General features: G+C 72.1%; 17 protein-coding genes. 9 read left to right on the top strand and 8 right to left on the bottom strand.

The window, feature by feature from the left end:
* Positions 1-141: 141 nt before the first annotated feature.
* Positions 142-3,450, top strand: a complete 3,309-nt coding sequence (locus EV567_RS01635) for a S8 family serine peptidase (RefSeq protein ID WP_130436752.1) — start codon at positions 142-144, stop codon at positions 3,448-3,450.
* Between the two features lie 64 nt (positions 3,451-3,514).
* Here the strand turns inward: EV567_RS01635 and EV567_RS01630 are convergent, their stop codons facing one another.
* Together EV567_RS01630 and EV567_RS01625 are read right to left on the bottom strand one after the other, a co-directional pair.
* Positions 3,515-4,354: a hypothetical protein gene (locus EV567_RS01630; RefSeq protein WP_130436751.1), complete on the bottom strand. Its 840-nt coding sequence runs from the start codon at positions 4,352-4,354 to the stop codon at positions 3,515-3,517.
* A 1-nt stretch (position 4,355) separates the two neighbouring features.
* Positions 4,356-4,886 carry a sigma-70 family RNA polymerase sigma factor gene (locus tag EV567_RS01625; RefSeq protein WP_130436750.1) on the bottom strand — a complete coding sequence of 177 codons (531 nt, stop codon included), beginning with the start codon at positions 4,884-4,886 and terminating at the stop codon, positions 4,356-4,358.
* A gap of 553 nt (positions 4,887-5,439) precedes the next feature.
* On the opposite strand from EV567_RS01625, the gene EV567_RS01620 reads away from it, so the two are divergent.
* Positions 5,440-6,456, top strand: coding sequence for an aspartate-semialdehyde dehydrogenase (locus tag EV567_RS01620; protein ID WP_130436749.1), 1,017 nt, complete (start codon positions 5,440-5,442; stop codon positions 6,454-6,456).
* A gap of 9 nt (positions 6,457-6,465) precedes the next feature.
* Here the strand turns inward: EV567_RS01620 and EV567_RS01615 are convergent, their stop codons facing one another.
* The 5 genes from EV567_RS01615 to EV567_RS01595 all read right to left on the bottom strand — a co-directional run bounded on the left by EV567_RS01615 (position 6,466) and on the right by EV567_RS01595 (position 12,499).
* Complete coding sequence (locus EV567_RS01615; RefSeq protein ID WP_130436748.1) at positions 6,466-6,954, bottom strand: DUF1203 domain-containing protein; 489 nt, start codon at positions 6,952-6,954, stop codon at positions 6,466-6,468.
* Between the two features lie 108 nt (positions 6,955-7,062).
* Entirely contained in the window at positions 7,063-9,630 is a 2,568-nt protein-coding gene (pepN, locus tag EV567_RS01610; protein ID WP_130436747.1) for an aminopeptidase N, read from the bottom strand.
* A gap of 167 nt (positions 9,631-9,797) precedes the next feature.
* Complete coding sequence (locus EV567_RS01605; RefSeq protein WP_130436746.1) at positions 9,798-10,079, bottom strand: hypothetical protein; 282 nt, start codon at positions 10,077-10,079, stop codon at positions 9,798-9,800.
* A gap of 71 nt (positions 10,080-10,150) precedes the next feature.
* Positions 10,151-12,265 (bottom strand): 4-alpha-glucanotransferase, encoded by a 2,115-nt coding sequence (gene malQ, locus EV567_RS01600; RefSeq protein WP_130436745.1) that lies wholly within the window; start codon positions 12,263-12,265, stop codon positions 10,151-10,153.
* Positions 12,266-12,499, bottom strand: a complete 234-nt coding sequence (locus EV567_RS01595; RefSeq protein ID WP_130436744.1) for a hypothetical protein — start codon at positions 12,497-12,499, stop codon at positions 12,266-12,268.
* A gap of 393 nt (positions 12,500-12,892) precedes the next feature.
* On the opposite strand from EV567_RS01595, the gene EV567_RS01590 reads away from it, so the two are divergent.
* The 4 genes from EV567_RS01590 (at position 12,893) to EV567_RS01575 (ending at position 15,987) form a co-directional block, all read left to right on the top strand.
* A complete protein-coding gene (locus EV567_RS01590; protein ID WP_130436743.1) occupies positions 12,893-13,321 on the top strand; it encodes a hypothetical protein in 429 nt (142 codons plus the stop codon).
* 220 nt (positions 13,322-13,541) lie between these two features.
* Positions 13,542-14,672 carry a hypothetical protein gene (locus EV567_RS27735; RefSeq protein WP_165430285.1) on the top strand — a complete coding sequence of 377 codons (1,131 nt, stop codon included), beginning with the start codon at positions 13,542-13,544 and terminating at the stop codon, positions 14,670-14,672.
* Positions 14,672-15,247 carry a hypothetical protein gene (locus EV567_RS01580; protein WP_130436742.1) on the top strand — a complete coding sequence of 192 codons (576 nt, stop codon included), beginning with the start codon at positions 14,672-14,674 and terminating at the stop codon, positions 15,245-15,247. The genes EV567_RS27735 and EV567_RS01580 overlap by 1 nt, the downstream gene beginning before the upstream one ends.
* Entirely contained in the window at positions 15,244-15,987 is a 744-nt protein-coding gene (locus EV567_RS01575) for an ABC transporter ATP-binding protein (protein WP_130436741.1), read from the top strand. The genes EV567_RS01580 and EV567_RS01575 overlap by 4 nt, the downstream gene beginning before the upstream one ends.
* A gap of 84 nt (positions 15,988-16,071) precedes the next feature.
* On the opposite strand, the gene EV567_RS01570 is transcribed toward EV567_RS01575, so the two are convergent.
* The gene (locus tag EV567_RS01570) at positions 16,072-16,608 is read right to left on the bottom strand and encodes an HNH endonuclease (protein WP_130436740.1); all 537 of its coding nucleotides are present in this window, start codon (positions 16,606-16,608) and stop codon (positions 16,072-16,074) included.
* Between the two features lie 314 nt (positions 16,609-16,922).
* Here EV567_RS01570 and EV567_RS01565 point away from each other — a divergent pair, with 314 nt between their 5' ends.
* From EV567_RS01565 to EV567_RS01555, 3 genes are all read left to right on the top strand, one after another.
* Positions 16,923-18,026 carry a mechanosensitive ion channel family protein gene (locus EV567_RS01565; RefSeq protein WP_242620642.1) on the top strand — a complete coding sequence of 368 codons (1,104 nt, stop codon included), beginning with the start codon at positions 16,923-16,925 and terminating at the stop codon, positions 18,024-18,026.
* Positions 18,027-18,265: 239 nt separating this feature from the next.
* Positions 18,266-19,678 (top strand): hypothetical protein, encoded by a 1,413-nt coding sequence (locus EV567_RS01560; protein ID WP_130436738.1) that lies wholly within the window; start codon positions 18,266-18,268, stop codon positions 19,676-19,678.
* Positions 19,679-19,692: 14 nt separating this feature from the next.
* Positions 19,693-20,721: a glutamate ABC transporter substrate-binding protein gene (locus tag EV567_RS01555; protein ID WP_130436737.1), complete on the top strand. Its 1,029-nt coding sequence runs from the start codon at positions 19,693-19,695 to the stop codon at positions 20,719-20,721.
* The last annotated feature ends 22 nt before the right edge of the window (positions 20,722-20,743 follow it).

Genomic DNA, 20,743 nt, shown 5'->3' with positions numbered 1-20,743 from the left:
TCGATTCGGTCAACTCTCCCCAAACATCCATCCCTTGCGTAAAGCTGCGTGCTCGTCCGGGATCGCCTTCCGGACGTGCGCGACCGGACGGGGAACGGACCTGGTCGCGCGCTGATCGTTCCTTACCGACAAGGGATGCCGATGACCCACACCCCCCAGCGCGAACCGATACCGGGCGCAAGACGCGCGGCCCGCATTGCCGTGGCCGCGGGTCTGGTGGCCGCGCTGTCGGCCGCCGGGCCGATACCCCTGGCCTTCTCCGCCGACCAGCCCTCGGCCGCCGCCGACCCGGGCGTGAAGTCGGCCGCCGACAAGCTCGGCTCCGACGACGCCGACCTCCTCGCCGAAGCCAAGGCCGCCGGCGACAAGAACGTCACGCTGATGGTCGCGACCGCTCCCGGCAGCACCGAGCAGGTCGCCGAGAAGCTGGACGCCGTCGACGGCGCCTCCGTGGGCCGCTCCTACGACAAGCTCGGCTACGTCCGCGCCACCGTGCCCACGGCCAAGGCGGACTCGGTGATCGCCGCCGCCGGGAAGCTGTCCTCGGTGCACGCGATCGACCTCAAGAAGGACATCGTCCTCGACGACCCGACGCCCGCCGCGGACACCGCGAAGGGCGCGAGCGCCGCCAAGGCCCCCAAGCCGTACCCGGCGCCGGGCAAGCAGACGCCCGCCGAGAACCCGTACAACCCGTCCTTCGAGACGGGCGCCGTCGACTTCGTCGACGACCACGCGCAGTGGGACGGCCGCGGCGTCACCATCGGCGTCCTGGACTCCGGCGTCGACCTCTCGCACCCCGCGCTGCAGAAGACCACCACCGGCGAGCGCAAGATCGTCGACTGGGTCACCTCCACCGACCCGATCGCCGACAACGACCTCAGCTGGCGCCCGATGACGAACACCGTCTCCGGCCCGAGCTTCGTCTACGGCGGCCGCACCTGGACCGCGCCGGCCGGGACGTACTCCGTCAACCTGTTCCGCGAGTCGGCCACCGCCGGCGGCGACCAGCAGGGCGACGTCAACCGCGACGGCGACAAGACCGACGCCTGGGGCGTGCTCTACAACGCCGCCGCCGGCACGGTCACCGTCGACCTGAACAACAACGGCGACTTCACCGACGACACCGCGATGAAGCCGTACAAGAACGGCTTCCAGGTCGGCTACTTCGGCACCGACAACCCGGCGACCGACGTCGCCGAGCGGATCCCGTTCGTGGTGGAGATCCGCAAGGACGTTCCGATGGACCCGTACGGCGGGGACTGGGTCGGCAAGAAGGCCGACTTCGTCAACATCGGCATGATCTCCAGCGAGCACGGCACCCACGTCGCCGGCATCACCGCCGCCAACAGCCTGTTCGGCGGGAAGATGAACGGCGCCGCCCCCGGCGCGAAGATCGTCTCCTCCCGCGCCTGCGTCTTCGGCCCCGGCTGCACCAACGTCGCGCTCACCGAGGGCATGATCGACCTCGTCGTCAACCGCGGCGTCGACATCGTCAACATGTCGATCGGCGGCCTGCCGGCGCTCAACGACGGCAACAACGCGCGCGCCGAGCTCTACACGCGCCTCATCGACACCTACGGCGTCCAGCTCGTGATCTCCGCGGGCAACGAGGGCCCCGGCGCCAACACCATCGGCGACCCCGGCCTGGCCGACAAGGTCATCTCCGTCGGCGCGGCCATCTCCCAGAAGACCTGGGCCGCCAACTACGGCTCGCAGGTCGACAAGAAGTACGCGCTGCTGCCGTTCTCCTCGCGCGGCCCGCGTGAGGACGGCGGCTTCACGCCGACCCTCGTCGCGCCCGGCGCCGCGATCAACACCATCCAGACCTGGCTGCCGGGCGCCCCGGTCGCCGAGTCGGGCTACACCCTGCCGGCCGGCTACGCCATGCTCCAGGGCACCTCGATGGCCTCCCCGCAGGCCGCCGGCGCCTCGGCGCTGCTGCTGAGCGCCGCCAAGGCGAAGGGCATCAAGCTGACGCCCGCCGACCTGCGCACGGCGCTCACCTCGACCGCCCACCACATCAAGGACCTCCAGGCCTACGAGGAGGGCGCGGGCGCCATCGACATCGTGGACGCCTGGGACGCCATCGAGGACGGCGCCACCGCCCACGAGTACACGGTCAAGGCCCCCGTCGACACCGCGATCGACGCCGCGCTGAAGACCCCCGGCTTCGGCACCGGCATCTACGACCGCGAGGGCGGCCTGAAGACCGGTGAGAAGAGGGTCTACGACGTCACCATCACCCGCACCACCGGCGCCGACAAGGCGATCCGCCACAGCCTCGACCTGAAGAACAACGCGGACCACACCTTCAAGATCCTCGGCCCGGACGAGGTGACGCTGCCGCTGAACAAGCCGGTGACCGTCCAGATCCAGGCCAGGGCGAAGGCCGTCGGCATCAAGAGCGCGATCCTCGAGGTCGACGACCCGGCGACCGAGGGCGTCGACAAGCAGATCCTCAACACGGTCGTCGCCGCCACGCCGGTGGCGCACACCTTCACCGCGAAGAGCAGCGTGCAGCGCAACAGCTCGGAGCACTACTTCCTGACCGTGCCCGAGGGCGCCACCTCCCTGGAGGTCGCGATCGGCGGTCTGAAGGACAAGAGCCAGACCCGGTTCATCTCGATCCACCCGTACGGTGTCGCCGTCGAGGACAGCGCCACCATCTACTGCTACAACAACTACCTCGCCGGCAACGGCTGCAAGCCGGACGCCCGCTCCTACGCCGACCCGCAGCCGGGCGTCTGGGAGATCGAGGTCGAGTCGCGCCGCACCTCGCCGCTGCTCGACAACCCCTACCAGCTGGACGTCACCGTCTTCGGCGCCACGTTCGACCCGGCGACCGTGACCGTGCCCGAGGCGAAGGTCGGCGCGCCGGCCGCCGTCTCCTGGAAGGTGAAGAACAACTTCGCCGCGTTCGAGGGCACGCCGGTGGGCGGCCCGCTGGGCTCCTCCAAGGCGGCCCGGCCGACCATCGCCAACCACGAGACGCACACCACCACGGTCGAGGTGCCCGCGGGTGCCAAGTCCCTGGACGTCTCCATCGGCAAGGTCTCCGACGCCTCCGCCGACCTCGACCTGACGGTGTTCGACGCCGCCGGCAACCAGGTCGCGCAGCAGGCCGACGGCGACTCGGAGGAGGCGGTCTCCATCCCGTCGCCCGCCGCCGGCACGTACACCATCGAGGTCGCCGGCTACTCGGTCCCGGCCGGCACCACGGCCTACGACTACCTGGACGTGTTCTTCTCCTCGGCGCTCGGCACCGTCGCCGTCGACGGGGCGACGCCGGTGAAGCTGGCCACGGGCGCCACGGCGACGGTCTCCGCGACCGTCACCGCCCTGGCCCCCGCACCGGAGGGCCGGGCGTTCTTCGGCCAGGTCCAGCTGAAGAACGCGCGCGGCACGGTAGCGGGCACGGGCAGCGTGGCGATCGAGAAGGTCGTGCCGTAACCGCACCCGGCGTGTGACGGCACAGTGTGAGGGGCGGGCGTCCGTGAGGGCGCCCGCCCCTTCGTCATCCGCAGCTCACCCCGTCGGTGCGGGGCAGCGTGCGTTCGATCGCCGCCCGCTCGGCGGCGATGTCCGCCGCGCCGACCGCCCACACCTCCGGCGACGCCGAGTCCCGCGCCTGGCCGGCCAGGACGTGGTCGCCCTCGGCGACGAGCGGGTCCATGTCCGGCGCCAGCACGACGTCCACCTCGCCCGCCGCCGACCGCCCCGGCAGGTAGGAGCGGGTCACCCGCAGCGTGACCCGCTCCCCTCCGGTGCCGGCGACCGGGACGACGTCCGTCACCTCCCCCTCGACGACGAAGCGGGCGCAGGCGAGGTAGCCCGGGTCGCCCAGCGGGCTGCCGGTCGACCTCGCGCCGGGCTCGGCCGCGTCCGCCTCGCCCTCGGCCGTGGTGTCGGCCGCGCCGCTGTCGGCGCTCTTCGCCGAGCTGAGCGTGCTCACCCCCGCACCCACCTGCACGACCAGCCACCCGGCCCCGGCGACGATCGCACCGGCGGCGGCGAGGGCGAGGGCGCGCACAGCACGCCGGCGGACGGGGCGCGGCCTCAGTACCGGGGCGGGCCCGGACGTGAGCGTGTCCTCCGTGCGCTCGGCGGGCCGGGTCAGGGTGTCCGCGATGACGCCCAGTTGCTCGCGCAGCACCGCCAGGTCCGCCGTCGCCGCCCGGTGCGCGGCCAGGAAGGCGGGGTCGGCGCGGGACTCCTCGGGCAGGGGGGCGCCCAGGATCGCGGCCATCAGGGGGTCCGTGCCCTCGTGGCCGTCGTGTCCGTCGCAGCCGTCGTAGCCGTCGACATCGGCTCCGCCTTCGCCGAAGGTCTCTTCGCTCTCGTGTCCGGTGCTCATGTCACACCACCTCGTCCTCGTGCAGGCGGGCGCGCAGGGCCCGGACCGCCGTGTGCAGGCGGCTCTTGACCGTGCCCTCCGGGACGCCCAGCTCAAGGGCGATGGAGCGCACCGGCAGATCGGCGTAGAAACGCAGGACGAGGACCTGACGCTGGGCGTCGGGCAGCTCGTCCAGACCACGGGCGACGGCGAGGGAGAGCACGCTGGTCTCCTCGCCGGAGGGGTGCTCGTGCTGGCGCAGGGACGCCAGGCGCTCGCCGACGCGTTCCTGCCGGCGCTTGGCCCGGTGCCAGTCCATGGCCAGGTTGGAGGCGACGACGGCCGCCCAGGCGGAGACGTCCCGCGGCGCCTCGTACCCTTTCGCCGCCCGCTCCAGCAGCCGCAGCCGGACCTGCTGCACCCCGTCCGGCAGGTCCGACTGCGGAACCCCGCCCAGCGCGAGCACCGCCCGCACCCGGCGTTCCTGCGCCGCGTCCAGCGGGTCGTCGTCCGCGCGCGCCCCCTGCACGCGCCGCCCTCTTCCGCGCAGCACACGCCACCCCCTCCACCACGTTTCTCCCAGGGCGTGTCGCGAAAGCAGCGTCGTCCGCCCGCAGGGCGGGGCTCGCGGCGTCTGGTGCGGTGCATCGCGCGGCGGAGGGTCGCCCGCGTACTGGTTGTACGCGGGCGATCCCGACAACGCGGCGAGGCGCCGTGCCAGACGTCGCGAGCCAGACGCTGCTTTCGCGACACGCCCTAGGACGCGGGGAGACCGTGGAACGTTCGAGGGGGCTTTCCACACCCGTCGAGGCGTACGTCACACCGTTGTGTGAGAGGGGGCGGGACGGGCAGGCGAGCTTGCGGCGCGGGCCCGTCCGCGGGCGATTTTCTGCAGCTCGGGCGGGGTGCGCACCGCAGTTCCGCAACCGGGATCCGGGCCGCCGCGTCCCATTCCTCGGGCGCCGCGGGCAAAGAACTGGACAGGCGGGCCGGTGTCGGCCGCATGATGGAAAGGCCTCGGCCACGCCGTGCGGTCCGTGAAGAGCCGCCGCGCCGCAGAGGACCGTAGAAGGCGGCAGCAAGCCGTGAACAGACAGGGAGTCGTCGTGAGGGTCGGAATCGTCGGAGCCACCGGTCAGGTCGGCACGGTCATGCGCAGGATCCTCAAGGAGCGCCACTTCCCGGTCACCGAGCTGCGCCTGTTCGCCTCGGCCCGTTCCGCGGGCTCCGAGCTGGACGGCGTGACGGTGGAGGACGCGGCGACCGCCGACTACTCCGGCCTGGACATCGTGCTGTTCTCGGCGGGCGGCGCGACCTCGAAGGCGCTGGCCGAGAAGGTCGCCTCGCAGGGCGCCGTCGTGATCGACAACTCCTCCGCGTGGCGCCGGGACCCGGACGTGCCCCTGGTGGTGTCCGAGGTGAACCCGCACGCGATCGCCCACCGCCCCAAGGGCATCATCGCCAACCCGAACTGCACGACGATGGCCGCGATGCCGGTGCTGCGGCCGCTGCACGCCGAGGCGGGCCTCGAAGCCCTCGTCGTCGCCACCTACCAGGCGGTGTCCGGCTCGGGCCTCGCGGGCGTCGCCGAGCTGCACGGCCAGGCGCAGAAGGTGATCGCCGACGCCGACCGGCTCACCCACGACGGCGAGGCCGTCGACTTCCCCGAGCCGCAGGTCTACCAGCGGCCCATCGCCTTCAACGTCGTCCCGCTCGCCGGCTCGATCGTCGACGACGGCCTGAACGAGACGGACGAGGAGCAGAAGCTCCGCCACGAGTCCCGCAAGATCCTGGAGATCCCGGAGCTGAAGGTCTCCGGCACCTGTGTGCGCGTGCCGGTGTTCTCCGGCCACTCCCTCCAGGTCAACGCCCGCTTCGCGCGTCCGATCAGCGCCGCTCGCGCGACGGAGATCCTCCAGGACGCCGAGGGCGTCGTCCTCACCGACATCCCGACCCCGCTGCAGGCGGCCGGCAAGGACCCCTCCTACGTGGGCCGCATCCGCGAGGACGAGACCGTGGAGAACGGCCTCGCCCTGTTCCTCTCCAACGACAACCTCCGCAAGGGCGCGGCCCTGAACGCGGTCCAGATCGCGGAGCTGGTGGCGGCCGAGCTGAAGGGCTGACGCACGGTCTCAGCCTCGGCGCACCTCGTAGAGGAAGCAGCCGTACTCGACGGCCCGGACGTGGACGAGTGCCACGGCCGGGTCGTCGAACGCTTTCCGGAAGGCCTCGGCGAGGCCACCGGCCGGCACGAGAGCGCCGCCCAGTATGCGGCCCGCGGCCGAGTAGCGGCGGACCGTGCGGTGGTCGTCCGCGAAGGGGAGCGTGTCACCGGCCGCCGGACCCGGACACGGGCCCGCGTGGACGAAGACGGGGCCCTGCTCGTCGTAGGGGCCCGGGTCGGCGCCCGTCCCGGCCGCCCAGCGGCGCAGAGGGGCGTAGGAGACGAGCGCGAGCCGCTCGCCCGGCTCGCTGCGGCGCAGGCAGCAGCGGAGCGGGTCGCCGCCCTCGTGGTCGGTGAAGGGCTCGGCCGGGCGGCCCGCGTCGTCCGTGACGCGCAGCTCCTGAAGGGCGCCGGGCTCGACGGGCCGTGCGGTGTACGTGTGGGTCGTGAACGTCATGCGTTCCAGGCTCCCGCCCGGCGGCGCGCGCCACCGGCGGGATCCGGACGTCGTGCTCCCCGGCCGGAGAGGGCGCCCCGGCGGGGCGCCCTCTCCGCGTACGGGCCGCTAGCGCGCGTCCGCCGCCTGGGCCTTCAGCGCGCGCTCCACGCCCGCGCGGGCCTCGGAGACCAGGCGGCGCAGGGCCGCGCCGGGCTCGGCGGAGGCCAGCCAGGCGTCGGTCTTGCGCAGGGTCTCCTCGGAGACCTGGAGGGCCGGGTAGAGGCCGACGACGATCTGCTGGGCGATCTCGTGCGACCGCTCCTCCCAGATGTCCTTGACCACGTCGAAGTACCGGTCCGTGTACGGCTCGAGCAGCTCACGCTGGTCGGTCTGGACGAAGCCGCCGATCACGGCCTCCTGGAGCGCGTTGGGCAGCTTGTCGGACTCGACGACCTGCGCCCACGCCTCCGCCTTGGCCTCCGCCGTGGGACGGGAGGCGCGGGCGGTCGCCGCGTGGCGCTCGCCGGCGGCGGTCTTGTCGCGCTCGTACTCGCCGGCGATCTCGCTCTCGTCGAACCGGCCGACCGCCGCGAGCCGCTGCACGAACGCCCAGCGCAGCTCGGTGTCGACGGTGAGGCCCTCGATGGTCTGCGAGCCGTCCAGCAGGGCGTCGAGGAGGTCGAGCTGCTCGGGCGTGCGGGCGGTCGCCGCGAACGCGCGGGCCCACGCCAGCTGGTGGTCGCTGCCCGCCTCGGCGGACCGCAGGTGGGCCAGGGTGGCGTCGGTCCACCGGGTCAGCAGGGTCTCGCGGGCGGCGGGGTCCGCGTACAGGTCGACGGCGAGCTTGACCTGCCGGTGCAGCGACTGGACCACACCGATGTCGGACTCCTTGCCGATGCCGGACAGCACCAGCGACAGGTAGTCGCGAGCGGGCAGTTCGGCGTCGCGGGTCATGTCCCAGGCCGAGGCCCAGCACAGCGCGCGCGGCAGGGACGCCTCGAAGTCGCCGAGGTGATCGGTGACGAAGGCGAGGGACTGCTCGTCGAGGCGGACCTTGGCGTACGACAGGTCGTCGTCGTTGAGCAGGACCACGTCCGGGCGGCGCTTGCCCACCAGCTGCGGCACGGCGGTCAGTTCGCCGTCCACGTCCAGTTCCACGCGCTCCTCGCGCACCAGCTTGCCGCTGCCCTCGTCGAGGCCGTAGAAGCCGACGGCGATGCGGTGCGGGCGCAGCGTCGGCTCGCCCTTGGCGCCGGCGGGCAGCGCGGGGGCCTCCTGGCGCACGGCGAAGGAGGTGACGACCCCTTCGGCGTCCGTCTCGATCTCGGGACGCAGGACGTTGATGCCGGCCGTCTCCAGCCACGCCTTCGACCAGGCCTTGAGGTCACGGCCGGAGGTCTCCTCCAGCGCGCCGAGGAGGTCGGTCAGGCGCGTGTTGCCGTAGGCGTGGCGCTTGAAGTAGGCCTGCACGCCCTTGAAGAACTCGTCCATGCCGACGTAGGCGACGAGCTGCTTGAGGACGGACGCGCCCTTGGCGTACGTGATGCCGTCGAAGTTGACCAGGACGTCGTCCAGGTCGTTGATCTCCGCCATGATCGGGTGCGTGGACGGCAGCTGGTCCTGCCGGTAGGCCCACGTCTTCATCGAGTTGGCGAAGGTGGTCCAGGAGTGCGGCCAGCGGCTGTCCGGCGCGTAGGCCTGGCAGGCGATCGAGGTGTAGGTGGCGAACGACTCGTTCAGCCACAGGTCGTTCCACCACTCCATGGTGACCAGGTCGCCGAACCACATGTGGGCCAGCTCGTGCAGGATGGTCTCGGCGCGCAGCTCGTACGCCGCGTCCGTCACCTTCGAGCGGAACACGTACTGGTCGCGGATGGTGACCGCGCCCGCGTTCTCCATCGCGCCCGCGTTGAACTCCGGCACGAACAGCTGGTCGTACTTACCGAAGGGGTAGGGGAAGTCGAACTTCTCCTGGAACCAGTCGAAGCCCTGCCGGGTGACCTCGAAGATCGCGTCCGAGTCGAGGAACTCGGCGAGGGAGGGCCGGCAGTAGATGCCGAGCGGCACCGACTGCCCGTCCTTCTCGTACACGCTGTGCACCGAGTGGTACGGCCCGACGATGAGCGCCGTGATGTACGTCGAGATGCGGGGCGTCGGCTCGAAGACCCAGACGTCGTCCTTGGGTTCGGGCGTCGGGGAGTTGGAGACGACGGTCCAGCCGCTCGGCGCCTTCACCGTGAACTGGAAGGTGCCCTTGAGGTCGGGCTGTTCGAAGGAGGCGAAGACGCGGCGGGCGTCCGGGACCTCGAACTGGGTGTACAGGTAGGCCTGTTCGTCGACGGGGTCGACGAACCGGTGCAGTCCCTCACCGGTGTTGGTGTAGGCGCAGTCGGCGACGACCCGCAGGACGTTGCGGCCCTCCAGCAGGGAGGGCAGGGCGATCCGGGAGTCGGCGAAGACCTGGGCCGGGTCCAGGGAGTCGCCGTTCAGCGTCACCTCGTGGACGGTGGGGGCGACCAGGTCGATGAAGGACTCGGCGCCGCCTTCCGAGACGTCGAAGCGCACCGTGGTCGCGGACCGGTAGGTGCCGCCCTCCTGCGCGCCGGAGAGGTCGAGATCGATCTCGTACGAGTCAACGGTGAGCAGCTTCGCCCGCTGCTGCGCCTCTTCGCGAGTCAGGTTTGTGCCAGGCACGCGGTCATCTCCTCGGTATGAGTGGTTGCGTCATCCTTCCACGGAGGGACCGCCCGGGGCGACGATCCCGGGCACGACCGAAGGCCCCGGGTCACGCGTGACATGCGCGGCTCCGGGGCCCTCGGGAAGCGTCCAGCGGGTCCGGCGGGGGCTCGGACCGGCGCGGCTCAGGCCTTGGCGCTCGCCTCGCCCTTGACCGTGATGTTGGAGCTGGTGTCGTCCTGACGGTCCTTGGAACGGTCCAGGACCCACACCAGGCCGGCGATGATCGCGAACAGCGCGAGCGGCGCCACCACGTAGAGGCCCAGCGTCTCGCCGACGCTCAGGCCCGGACCGGGATCGTCGCCGTCGTCGCGGGTGACAGCGAGCGCGGGGGACGACAGGAGCAGCATCATCAGCGTCGTACCGGCCGCCAGGGTGCCGGCGCGCAGGGCGTTCTTCTTGTCCACGGTGCAAAAGTAGCGAACGCGGGGGGAGGACGCGCGTCCGGGGTGCCCTATGCGGGCTCCGGACACCCCTCTCACGCCCGCAGCACCTCCATCAGCGCACGCAGTCTCGGCGACGCGGCCAACTGCTCCAGCGTCACCGGGCGGCCCTGCGCGTCGGCGATCGGCAGCCGCCAGTTCGGGTACTGGTCCCAGGTGCCGGGGAGGTTCTGCGGGCGGCGGTCGCCGACGCCGTCCGGGAGCCAGACGCCGATCATGCGGGCGGGGGTGCGCAGCAGGAAGCGGTGGACGGCCCGGATCCCCGCCTCCTCCGAGGAGGTGTCGCCGCCTCCGCCCGCGCCGTGGAGCAGGCCGAGCCGGGTGAGCGCCTCCAGCCACTCCGCGGTGTCGGCGGCGGCCTCCGCGCGCTCCACCTCCAGCGGGCGGGTCAGCAGGCCGAGGCGATCGCGGAGTTCCACGTGCTCGCCGGTGAGCCGGGCGGCCGTGGACGGCAGGTCGTGCGTGGTGGCGGTGGCCAGGCAGTCGGCGCGCCAGTCCTCGGGCGGCAGCGGGCGTCCGTCGCCGTCCCAGTCGCGCTCGAACCACAGGACGGACGTGCCGAGCACCCCGCGTTCGCGCAGCGCCTCCCGCACGCCCGGCTCGACGGTGCCGAGGTCCTCGCCGATGACCACCGCGCCCGCCCGCGAGGCCTCCAGCACCAGCACGGCGAGCATGGCCTCGGCGTCGTAGCGGACGTAGGCGCCCTCGGTGGGCGGCTCGCCCTGGGGGACCCACCAGAGCCGGAACAGGCCCATGACGTGGTCGATGCGCAGCGCGCCGGCGTAGCGGAACAGGGCGCGCAGCAGACGCCGGAACGGCTCGTAGCCGGAGGCGGCCAGCCGGTCGGGCCGCCAGGGCGGCAGACCCCAGTCCTGGCCGCGCGCGTTGAAGGCGTCGGGGGGCGCGCCGACCGACATGCCGGCCGCGAAGTACTCCTGCTGGGCCCAGGCGTCGGCGCCGCCGGGGTGCACTCCGACGGCCAGGTCGTGCACTACCCCGAGCGGCATGCCCGCCTCGCGCGCGGTGCGCTGGGCGGCGGTGAGCTGGGTGTCGGTGAGCCAGGCCAGCCAGGAGTGGAAGTCGACGCGTTCCCTCAGTTCGGTGCGGGCTCGGGCGGTCTCCGGGGAGCGCGGGTCGCGCAGGGGGGCGGGCCAGCGGTGCCAGTCGGGGCCGTGGACCTCGGCGAGGGCGTACCAGGTGGCGTGGTCCTCCAGCGCCTGGCCCTCCTCGGCCAGGAAGTCGCAGTAGGCGGCGCGTCGGCCGGGGCCGAGCGGGACCCCGGCGACGAGTGCGAGGGCCTCGCGCTTGAGCTCCCAGACGGCGTCGCGGTCGATCAGCGCGCCCTCGTCGAGCACGCTCTCCCGCAGCCGCCCGGCCCGCTCGCGCAGTGCCCGCACCTCGTCGGGCGCGTCGAGGTGGCCGAACTCGGGCACGTCCTCGACGCGCAGGTGGACCGGGTCGGGGAAGCGGCGGGAGGAGGGCCGGTACGGGGAGGGGTCGGTGGGGGCGCCGGGCACCGCCGCGTGCAGCGGGTTGACCTGCACGAAGCCCGTGCCGAGCGTCCGGCCGGCCCAGGCGGTCAGCTCGGCGAGGTCCCCGAGGTCGCCCATGCCCCAGGAGCGGTGGGAGAGGAGGGAGTAGAGCTGGACGAGCAGGCCGTGGGAGCGTCCGGCGGGCGTGGGGAGCCGGAGCGGGGCCACGACGAGGTGGGCGCGTGCGGTGCGTCCGTCGGGTGCGACGGCGGTGAGGGTGTGGACACCGGGCGGCAGTCCGCCGAGGGCGTCCCGCGGGTCGGCCGGCGCCCGGCTCTCCCCTTGTTCGGTCCCGACCTCCAGCCGGGTCCCCTCGGGGAGTGAGGCGACGGCGGCGGGGACCGCGGTCGTCCCGCCGTCCCCGCCCTCGCTCCACAGCACCACGGTCGGCGGCAGCAGGCGTCCCGCGAGTTCTTCCTCCCGGGCGGCGAGCGCGGCGCGGGCGGCCCGCGGGGTGCCCGCGTCGACGCCCAGGGCGGCCAGGACGCGGACGACCGCGGCGGCCGAGGCCGTCACCGTGCGGTCCGGCGAGGGCCGGTAGGAGGTCGCCACGCCGTGCAGTCCGGCGAGGCGGGCCAGGTCTTCGTCGCAGGGTTCGGCCGGCCGGGGTGCGGTCATCTACGGCCTCATGAAGTCGGGGTCCGCGGCGGCGAGGGGCGGCTCGCTGGTGAGGGGCGGTTCGCTGGTCAGCGGTTCGGCGTAGGGCAGCGGCGGCTCGCTGGTCAGCGGGGCCTCGGCGCAGGTTCCCTCCGCGCTGAACACGCACACGCGGGGCTCTTCCAGGACGGCGGAAACATCCGCCGGGCGTTTGGAACGGGCGGCCGGGAGCAGGGGGTACGTCGTTGCGACCACGGTGGCCTCCTTGTCGTCGAGATTCGGACGGGTTACTTGAGCCCTACCCAGCGGATGCGAGGACTCACATCTTCGATCGCCCCGTCCCCCGCGGAGCCGCGTTCCGGGGGCTCGACCACCACCCCGGACCAAGATCAACCGGACCAATACGGACCCCCGAGGCAATATCGACGCCGAAACCCCAAAAAAGGCGCACGGGAACTGAATACCGTCAACGGCCCGCCGTTATCGGAAAGTTGACGCTTCAGGAAGCGGACTGCTAGCTTCAGGTCACGGCTGAAAAGTACTCAGCTGCACGGGGGACGGGGGGTGTGGGGGTTTTGTGTATTCAGTTCCACAATTATCTCACGAGTTCCTGATCCCGTGCTTCGCGCAACAGGAACAGGGGAGAAAATGAAGCGCGGTTCGCGTATTTCCACCGTCGTCGGCACGGCCGCGGTGATCACTCTGGCGCTGGCGCCCGTCGCCGAGGCCAACTGGAGCAGCTCCATCACCGCCGCCAGCGTGGGCTTCGAGTCGCGGCGCTGGACGGACGAGCTGTACTCGCAGGTGAAGTTCACCAACTGCCGCACCGACGCGCTCGCCACGCAGAGCACGGACGTCCGCATATGGGCCGACATCTCGCTCCAGCCCGACGAGGCCTACGACAACAAGACGTTCACCGCCTGCTTCGGCGGCGGCACCAGCAACGGCGAGTGGACCGACCTGCCGTCCGGCAAGCGTGACTACTACTTCAAGCTCGCGAAGATCGCGGGCTCCACCTTCGGCCCGCAGCTGAGCGTGAGCACCGTGTCGGTGGACACCACCAAGGCCGACGGCTGACAGACCAGCCCTGAGGGGCGCCCCGCACGGGGCGCCCCTCTCAGGCCGACAAGTGGTTCGGTGAGACTGCATGAAATTCAGCACCACTCTGCGCAGCGGTAGTGTGCGGTGGGCTGCCCCCATTATTCTCCTGCTGACATTCCTTTATTATGTCGTAGGCCAGAAAGCCCCGCTCTCCAGTTATCACCATTACGCTCCGACCATTGTCGCCGAGCCGTTGATGACGCTTTACGCGCTGGCGTACGCGACGGCCGCCGGACTCGCCTGCTGGGAAAGCGGGCGGCTCAACAGCGCACGAATATGGGCATTGGCGCCGGCCCGTTCGCGCTACCGCATCGCAGCGAACGTCCTGGCCCCGGTGATCGCGCTCGCATGGCTGGTTCTGCTCCTGCCCGCGGCGGTCTCGCTCGCCCGTTCGGCGACCCTCCCGAGCCTCGACAGCCTGCGCCTGCCGCTCGCGGCGATGGTGATCTGCGTCGCACACGCCGTTCTCGGGTTCGCCGTCGGCTTCCGGGTCCCCCGCGTCATCGCCACCCCGATCCTGGCCGTGGGCGACTGGCTTCTCGTCGCCTTCACCAGGGCGATGCTCCCCTACTGGCCCCGGCATGTCTCCGGTCAGTTCGGCAGCGTCGGTTTCGGCGAGGTGCCGCGGTTCGTCACGGCCGCCGTACCGCTGATGCTGGCGGGAGGCGTCGCCGTCGGGCTGATGATCGTCTGGCTGCCCTTCGGCCGGCGTGCGGTGCGGGTCGCCCTCGCGGCCGTCGTCGCCGTGACAGGCGTGCTCGGCGCCCAGCGCACAGCCGCGAACTGGTCGGCCACCCCGCCGATCACCACCGGGAACGTGGCGATGGCGTGCACGGGCGACGCGCCGCGCATGTGCGTGCCGGAGTTCAACGCGCGGTACCTGCCGCAGGTGCAGCGCGACACCGCCGAGGCGCTGAACGTGCTGCGCGAGGCCGGGGCGACCTCGGCACGGCCGCGGCTGATCACCGACGGCTACGTCGACGGCCGCCGCCAGAAGACCTCCACGGACACCGAGTGGCACGTCCTGCTCACCGACCAGGTGCCCCGCGGTGACGCCGTGTACCAGATCGTGGTGCGGGCGCTGAAGTTCCGCTGCGAGGAGGTGGACGTCCGTACCGCCCACTCCGCCTGGCTGTGGGCCGCCATGAAGACCGGCCAGGAGAAGGCGTACCGGATGCGCCGCGAGCAGGAGGGCCTGGACCCCACGGCCCGGGAGCTGGAACGGCAGGTCACGGCCGACGTCGCCCGGGTGCTGAAGGAATCGCCGGCCGAGCAGACGGCGTGGATCAGGCGGACGCTCCAGGACTGTGAGGCGAAGGCCTCGTGATGTGGTGGTTCAAGGTGCGCAGGGGGCACACGCTGCTGCCGGCCGCTCTCGCCGTCTTCACCGCCGCCCTCTACGCGGTGCAGGATCACACCGTGCTGCTGCCGGCCATCACCGGCAGCCCGCGCGTCGCGCTCTCCCTGTTCGTCCCCGTGCCGCTGTTCGCGATCCTGATGGCGATGCTGGAATGCCGGCTTCCCGCGGCGGAGGCCTCCGGCGTCCGGTCCGTGGCACGGCTCGACAGCGCCCTCGTCACCGCGGTCATGGCCGCCGCGGCGGTGTGCAGCGTGGCCGTCGCCGCCCTCCAGGGCACCGCGACGGCCACGACCGGGGGCCGCAACGCCCTGTTCCTGACCGGCCTGATGCTGCTCGGCCGCGCCTGGGCCGGGCAGGGAGCGGTGATGCTCCCCGTGGGGTGGCTGGTCACCGTCGCCGTCATCGGGTTCCGCGGGAACGTCCCCCGGTCCTGGACCGTCATCGCGCTCCCCGCGGACGACCTGTTCGCGGCGGCCGCCTCCCTGGTGGTGTTCGCCCTCGGCCTCGCCGCCCAGACCCGCTCGTCGAGGAAACCAGCGTGACACTCGAACTCAGCAACTGCACCTACGGCTACCGCCGCTGGAAGCCGCCGGTCCTGCGGGACTTCTCCTACACCCTGCCGGAGGGCCTCACCGTCCTGCTCGGCCCGAACGGCGCCGGTAAGTCGACCCTGCTGAAACTCGCGGCTTCGGTGACCAGGCCGCAGAAGGGGCGCGTGTCCCTGGACGGGGCGCCGGCGGGCACCGCGGCGTACCGGCAGGCGGTCGCCTGGATGCCGCAGGACATCGTGCCCATGCCGACGCTCACCGCGCGCGAGTACGTCGCCTACGTCGGCTGGCTCAAGGGGATGAACCGCGCGGAAGCCTGGAAGCAGGCCCGCAAGGCCCTCACGCGGGTGGAGCTGACCGACAAGGCCGACGCCCGCACCAGCCAGCTCTCGGGCGGCCAGCTGCGCCGGGTCGGCGTCGCCGGGGCGCTCGTCCACGGCGCCCGGGTCCTGCTGTTGGACGAGCCCACCGCGGGGATGGACCCCTACCAGCGCCGTGTCTTCCGCGACATCCTGCGCGGGCTGACCGACGACGTGCGGGTCCTGCTGTCCACGCACGACGTGGCCGACCTCGCGGAGGAGGCGGACCACGTCACGGTGATGTACGGGGGAAAGGTCCTCCAGCACGGGGACACCGGCACGTTCCTGGCCCACACCCCGCCCGGGACCCTCGAGGGACGCGCCGCCGAAGCCGCGTACACCGCCCTGCTGAGAAGCCACGACGTCGCTTCCTGACGCGCTCCCGCGGCGTGCAGGCGGGGCCGACGGCGTCACGGCCGGCCCCGAGCCCTGCCCACACCTGCACGAAGGCCCGGATCGTCAGGCCGATATGCCGTCGATCCGGGCCATGGCGTCGTCCGCGCCGAACGGCTGCAAGTAGGGCAGCCAGCGCGGGTCCCTGTGGCCGGTCCCGATGATGCGCCAGGCCAGACCGGTGGGCGGAGCCGGTTTGTGGCGCAGCCGCCAGCCGATCTCGACGAGATGCCGGTCGGCCTTGACGTGGTTGCAGCGCCGGCAGGACGCCACGACGTTGTCCCACACGTGCTGGCCCCCGCGGCTGCGGGGGACGACGTGGTCGACGCTGGTCGCGACGCCACCGCAGTACATGCACCGGCCGCCGTCCCGCGCGAACAGCGCCCGCCGGGTGAGAGGAACGGGCCCCCGATAGGGGACCCGGACGAATCGCTTGAGCCGGACCACGCTGGGGGCGGGGACTGTGACGGTCGCACTGTGCATGAAGGCGCCGGATTCCTCGAGGGAGACGGCCTTGTTCTCCAGGACGAGGACGAGCGCGCGGCGGAGCGGTACGACGCCGAGCGGCTCGTACGACGCGTTCAGGACCAGGACATGCGGCACGGATGCCTCCTCGGGCGTCGGCGGCGCGTGGCTCGCGCCGGGACGATCTGCAGTCAGTCTCCCCTCATGGCCGGTGGACGCGCCACCATCTCCCGGTAACGGGCTGGGAGTGTTTTCGACCACACCCGATACATCCCCAGCTCGACGACCTGTTCAAGCGCGCGTGAGCACGGTCTCTCCTTCGAGCATTCGGGCGATGCACACACAATGCCCCGTTAGTGTGGTGACCCTGCCCGCTCGGTGACCTTTTCGTGACCTAGACCACCATGACCGCCGCGCCGGACGGAGCAGTGCAGCACCTGGAGGTACCTGCCGTGTCCTTGTCCGCCGTCCTACTGGCCGCCGGCCCGTCGCCCTCGCCGACTCCCTCGCAGTCGCCGACGGTGACGGTCCCGACGCTCCAGGACGCCCAGGAGAGCGCGACGAACGCCGCGAGCTGGGTCGAGCAGAACTGGTCGACGTGGCTCGCGATCGGTCTGCGGGTCCTGCTGATCGTCGTCATCGCCGGGATCCTGAGAGTGGTGGTGCGGCGGTCCATCACCAAGCTGATCGACCGGATGAACCGCACGGTCCAGGCGGTCGACGGCACGGCCCTCGGGGGGTTGCTGGTCAACGCCGAGCGGCGCCGCCAGCGTTCCCAGGCGATCGGCTCGGTGCTGCGCTCGGTGGCGAGCTTCCTGATCCTCGGCACGGCCGGGCTGATGGTCCTCGGCACGTTCGAGATCAACCTGGCGCCGCTGCTGGCGTCGGCCGGAGTCGCGGGCGTGGCCATCGGCTTCGGCGCCCGCAACCTGGTCACCGACTTCCTCTCCGGCGTGTTCATGATCCTGGAGGACCAGTACGGCGTCGGCGACCAGATCGACGCGGGCGTCGCCACCGGCGAGGTCATCGAGGTGGGCCTCAGGGTGACCAAGCTGCGCGGCGACAGCGGCGAGATCTGGTACGTCCGCAACGGCGAGGTCAAGCGCATCGGCAACCTCTCGCAGGGCTGGGCGACGGCCGGCGTCGACGTCACCGTGAAGGCGAACGAGGACCTCGACCGGGTCAAGGCCACGCTGAACGAGGTCGCCGAGAAGATGAGCAAGGAAGAGCCCTGGAACGAGCTCCTGTGGAGCCCGATCGAGGTGCTCGGCCTGGACAGCGTGCTGCTGGACTCGATGGTGGTCCGGGTCTCCGCCAAGACGATGCCCGGCAAGTCCCTCACCGTCGAGCGCGAGTTGCGCTGGCGGATCAAGCGGGCCTTCGACGCGGCCGACATCCGCATCGTCGGCGGCGCGACCGTCCCCCCGGAGGCCGACCCGGACGCCGACCCGACCGCCGCCGTGGCGGCCCCCTCGGTGTACGCCAACACCGCCTCCGCGCAGGCCCAGGCGGCCACCCCGATCGCCCAGCCGGGAGCGGCGGCCCCACTGAAGTGACCTGAAACAGCCCGCTCGTTCGGGCTCTCACACCGGCGCCCCCTCCCCCGCTCCCGGAACCGAACAGCCGCTCACCGCGTGTTCACCCTCAGCGGTGACTTGCGATCTGATCAAGATCCAGCCAAGCCCGGTGCGCGCTGCCGTGCTTTGTGGCGATACTTGCGGCGACACATGACCATGGGGGAGGTCAGCCAGTGACACACCCGCCGAAGAGCAGCACGGCGCCACCGGGATCCGGCATGCCCACCATCCCGGCCGTCCCGTCCCAGCCGGGGCCCAGCGAGCCCCTCACACCCGTCACCGCCCGGCCGCCGGGGACGCCCGCGCGCCGTACCGCGTTCGCCGAGGGCGTCGACCGGGTGCGCGCCGCCGCGACGACCGAGCCGGGCCGGCTGCGGATCATCGGCGCCGTGCTCGCCGTCCTCGTCGTCGCGTTCGGCGCCGTCACCGCCTGGCAGATGACGGAGCGCGCGGCCGCCGCCGACGACGTGCTGAACAAGAGCCAGCCGCTGACCTCTGCGGCCGCCTCCATCTACCGCTCCCTCGCCGACGCCAACACCACCGCCTCCGGCGGCTTCCTGGCGGGTGGTCAGGAGAGCGCCGAGTCCCGCAAGCGCTACGAGGACGACATCGACACGGCCGCCGCGGGACTCGTCACCGCCGCGAGCAACGCCGACCCCGGCTCCCCCTCCACCGCCGCGATCACCAAGCTGAACAAGCTGCTCCCGGAGTACAAGGGCCTCGTCGAGCGCGCCCGCACCTACAACCGGCAGGGCTTCCCCGTCGGCGGCGCCTACCTGCGCTACGCCAACCAGAAGATGCAGCAGGAGATGCTCCCGGCGGCCGAGGACCTCTACAAGAAGGAGAACCAGCGCCTCCAGGACGACTACGCCGACGCCAGGCCCTATCCGTGGGCGGCGATCGCGCTGGGCGTCCTGGCGCTGGCCGCGCTGGCGTGGATGCAGCACCGCACCTACCGCCGTACCAACCGGGTGTTCAACCACGGCCTGGTCGCCGCCACCGCGACCGCCACCGTCGTGCTGCTGTGGCTGGTCGTCGGCCACAGCCTGGCCCGCGCGGGCCTGAACGACTCCTACGAGCACGGCGTGCGCTCCCTGAACGTCCTGCACGACGCCCGCATCGCCTCCCTCAAGGCGCGCGGCGACGAGAACCTCACCCTGGTGGCCCGCGGCGCCGAGACCGTCAAGGTGACCGCGGACGGCGAGGAGTTGACGCTCGACGCCTACGACCACGGCTTCACCGAGAACATCGCCGCCCTCGGCAAGGGCCTCGCCGCCGCGGCGAGACTCGCCGACGACCAGGCGGGCGAGAAGCCGGTCACCTCGGCCGAGGGCAACATGGCGGAGTGGCGCAAGCGTCACACCGCGGCCCGCGCCCAGGACGACAACGGCAACTACGAACAGGCGCTCGCCCTCGTGATCGGCGCCAAGGGCGCGACCGGCGAGTGCTTCGACAGCGTGGACGCCAACCTGGCGAGGGCGCTCACCCACGAGCAGAACGAGTTCAGGCAGGCGGCCGGCGACGGCCGGGACGCGATGGGCGGTCTGCCGCTGGGCGCGGCCGTCCTCGCCGTCCTGGGCGCGGCGGGCGCCGTCCTCGGCATCGGCCGCAGGCTGTCGGAGTACCGGTGAAAGGGGGCGTGACGATGCATGTGCGACGAATGCGGGCCGGCCTGAAGGGCTGGGGCGGAGTAGGCGCGATGGCGATCGTGTGCGCCCTGGCGCTGGCCTTCGCCCTGCTGCTGCCGTGGACCCAGTCCCACGGCGGCGCCGCCGGGGCGGGCGGCCGGGGCCTGGCCGAGGCAGGCCAGGCGGCCGACGCGGCGTGCAAGGACCCGGAGAAGCAGACCCTCGCGCCGTCGACCGCGGACGGACCGACGATCAGCGCGATCAAGGCCCGGCAGGGCGAGAAGCGCAAGCTGGTCGTCGGCGTCGACCAGAACAGCTACCGGTGGGGTTACCGCGATCCGAACAACTCCGGTGCGGCGCTGGAGGGTTTCGACATCGACCTGGTACGCCGCATCGCCCAGGACATTCTCGGCGACCCGGACGCCGTCCAGTTCAAGGCGATCCCGACCAACCAGCGCATCCCCGCGATCCAGGAGGGCCGGGTCGACATGGTCGTGCGCACCATGACGATCAGCTGCGCCCGCATCAAGGACGTCGCGTTCTCCGCCCCGTACTTCAGGACGGGTCAGCAGGTCCTCGCCCCCAAGTCCTCGACGGTCACCGGCTACGACGCCTCGCTGGCGAAGAAGCGGATCTGCACCGCGGCCGGTTCGACCGCCAACACCAAGCTCACCGACGACCGCCGGGCGGGCCGGCTGGCAGCGAGCGCCGACATCTCCACCACCGTCCCCAACCAGCTCGACTGCCTGGTGCGGTTGCAGCTCGGCGAGGTCGACGCGGTGGTCACCGACGGCGCGCTGGCCGCGAGCCAGGCCGCGCAGGATCCGACGGTGGAGCTCAAGGGCGGCCCGTTCACAGCCGAGTACTACGGGGTGGCGATGAAGAAGGACGCCGACGACCTGGTGCGCCGGGTCAACCAGATCCTCGAACGGTACCGGGCCGACGGCTGGCAGGCGTCGTACGACAAGTGGCTCTCGGCGACACTGGGGGCGAACGCGGCGACGTCGAAGCCGCCCGCGCCGACGCAGTACCTGCGCACCGGCTGACCGGCCGGCCGCGGCACGGACC

The sequence above is a fragment of the Streptomyces sp. BK239 genome, from assembly GCF_004217285.1.
GTDB lineage: Bacteria > Actinomycetota > Actinomycetes > Streptomycetales > Streptomycetaceae > Streptomyces.
Note: the sequence above shows the minus strand (reverse complement) of the source record. Positions and strands in the feature narration are given on the sequence as shown.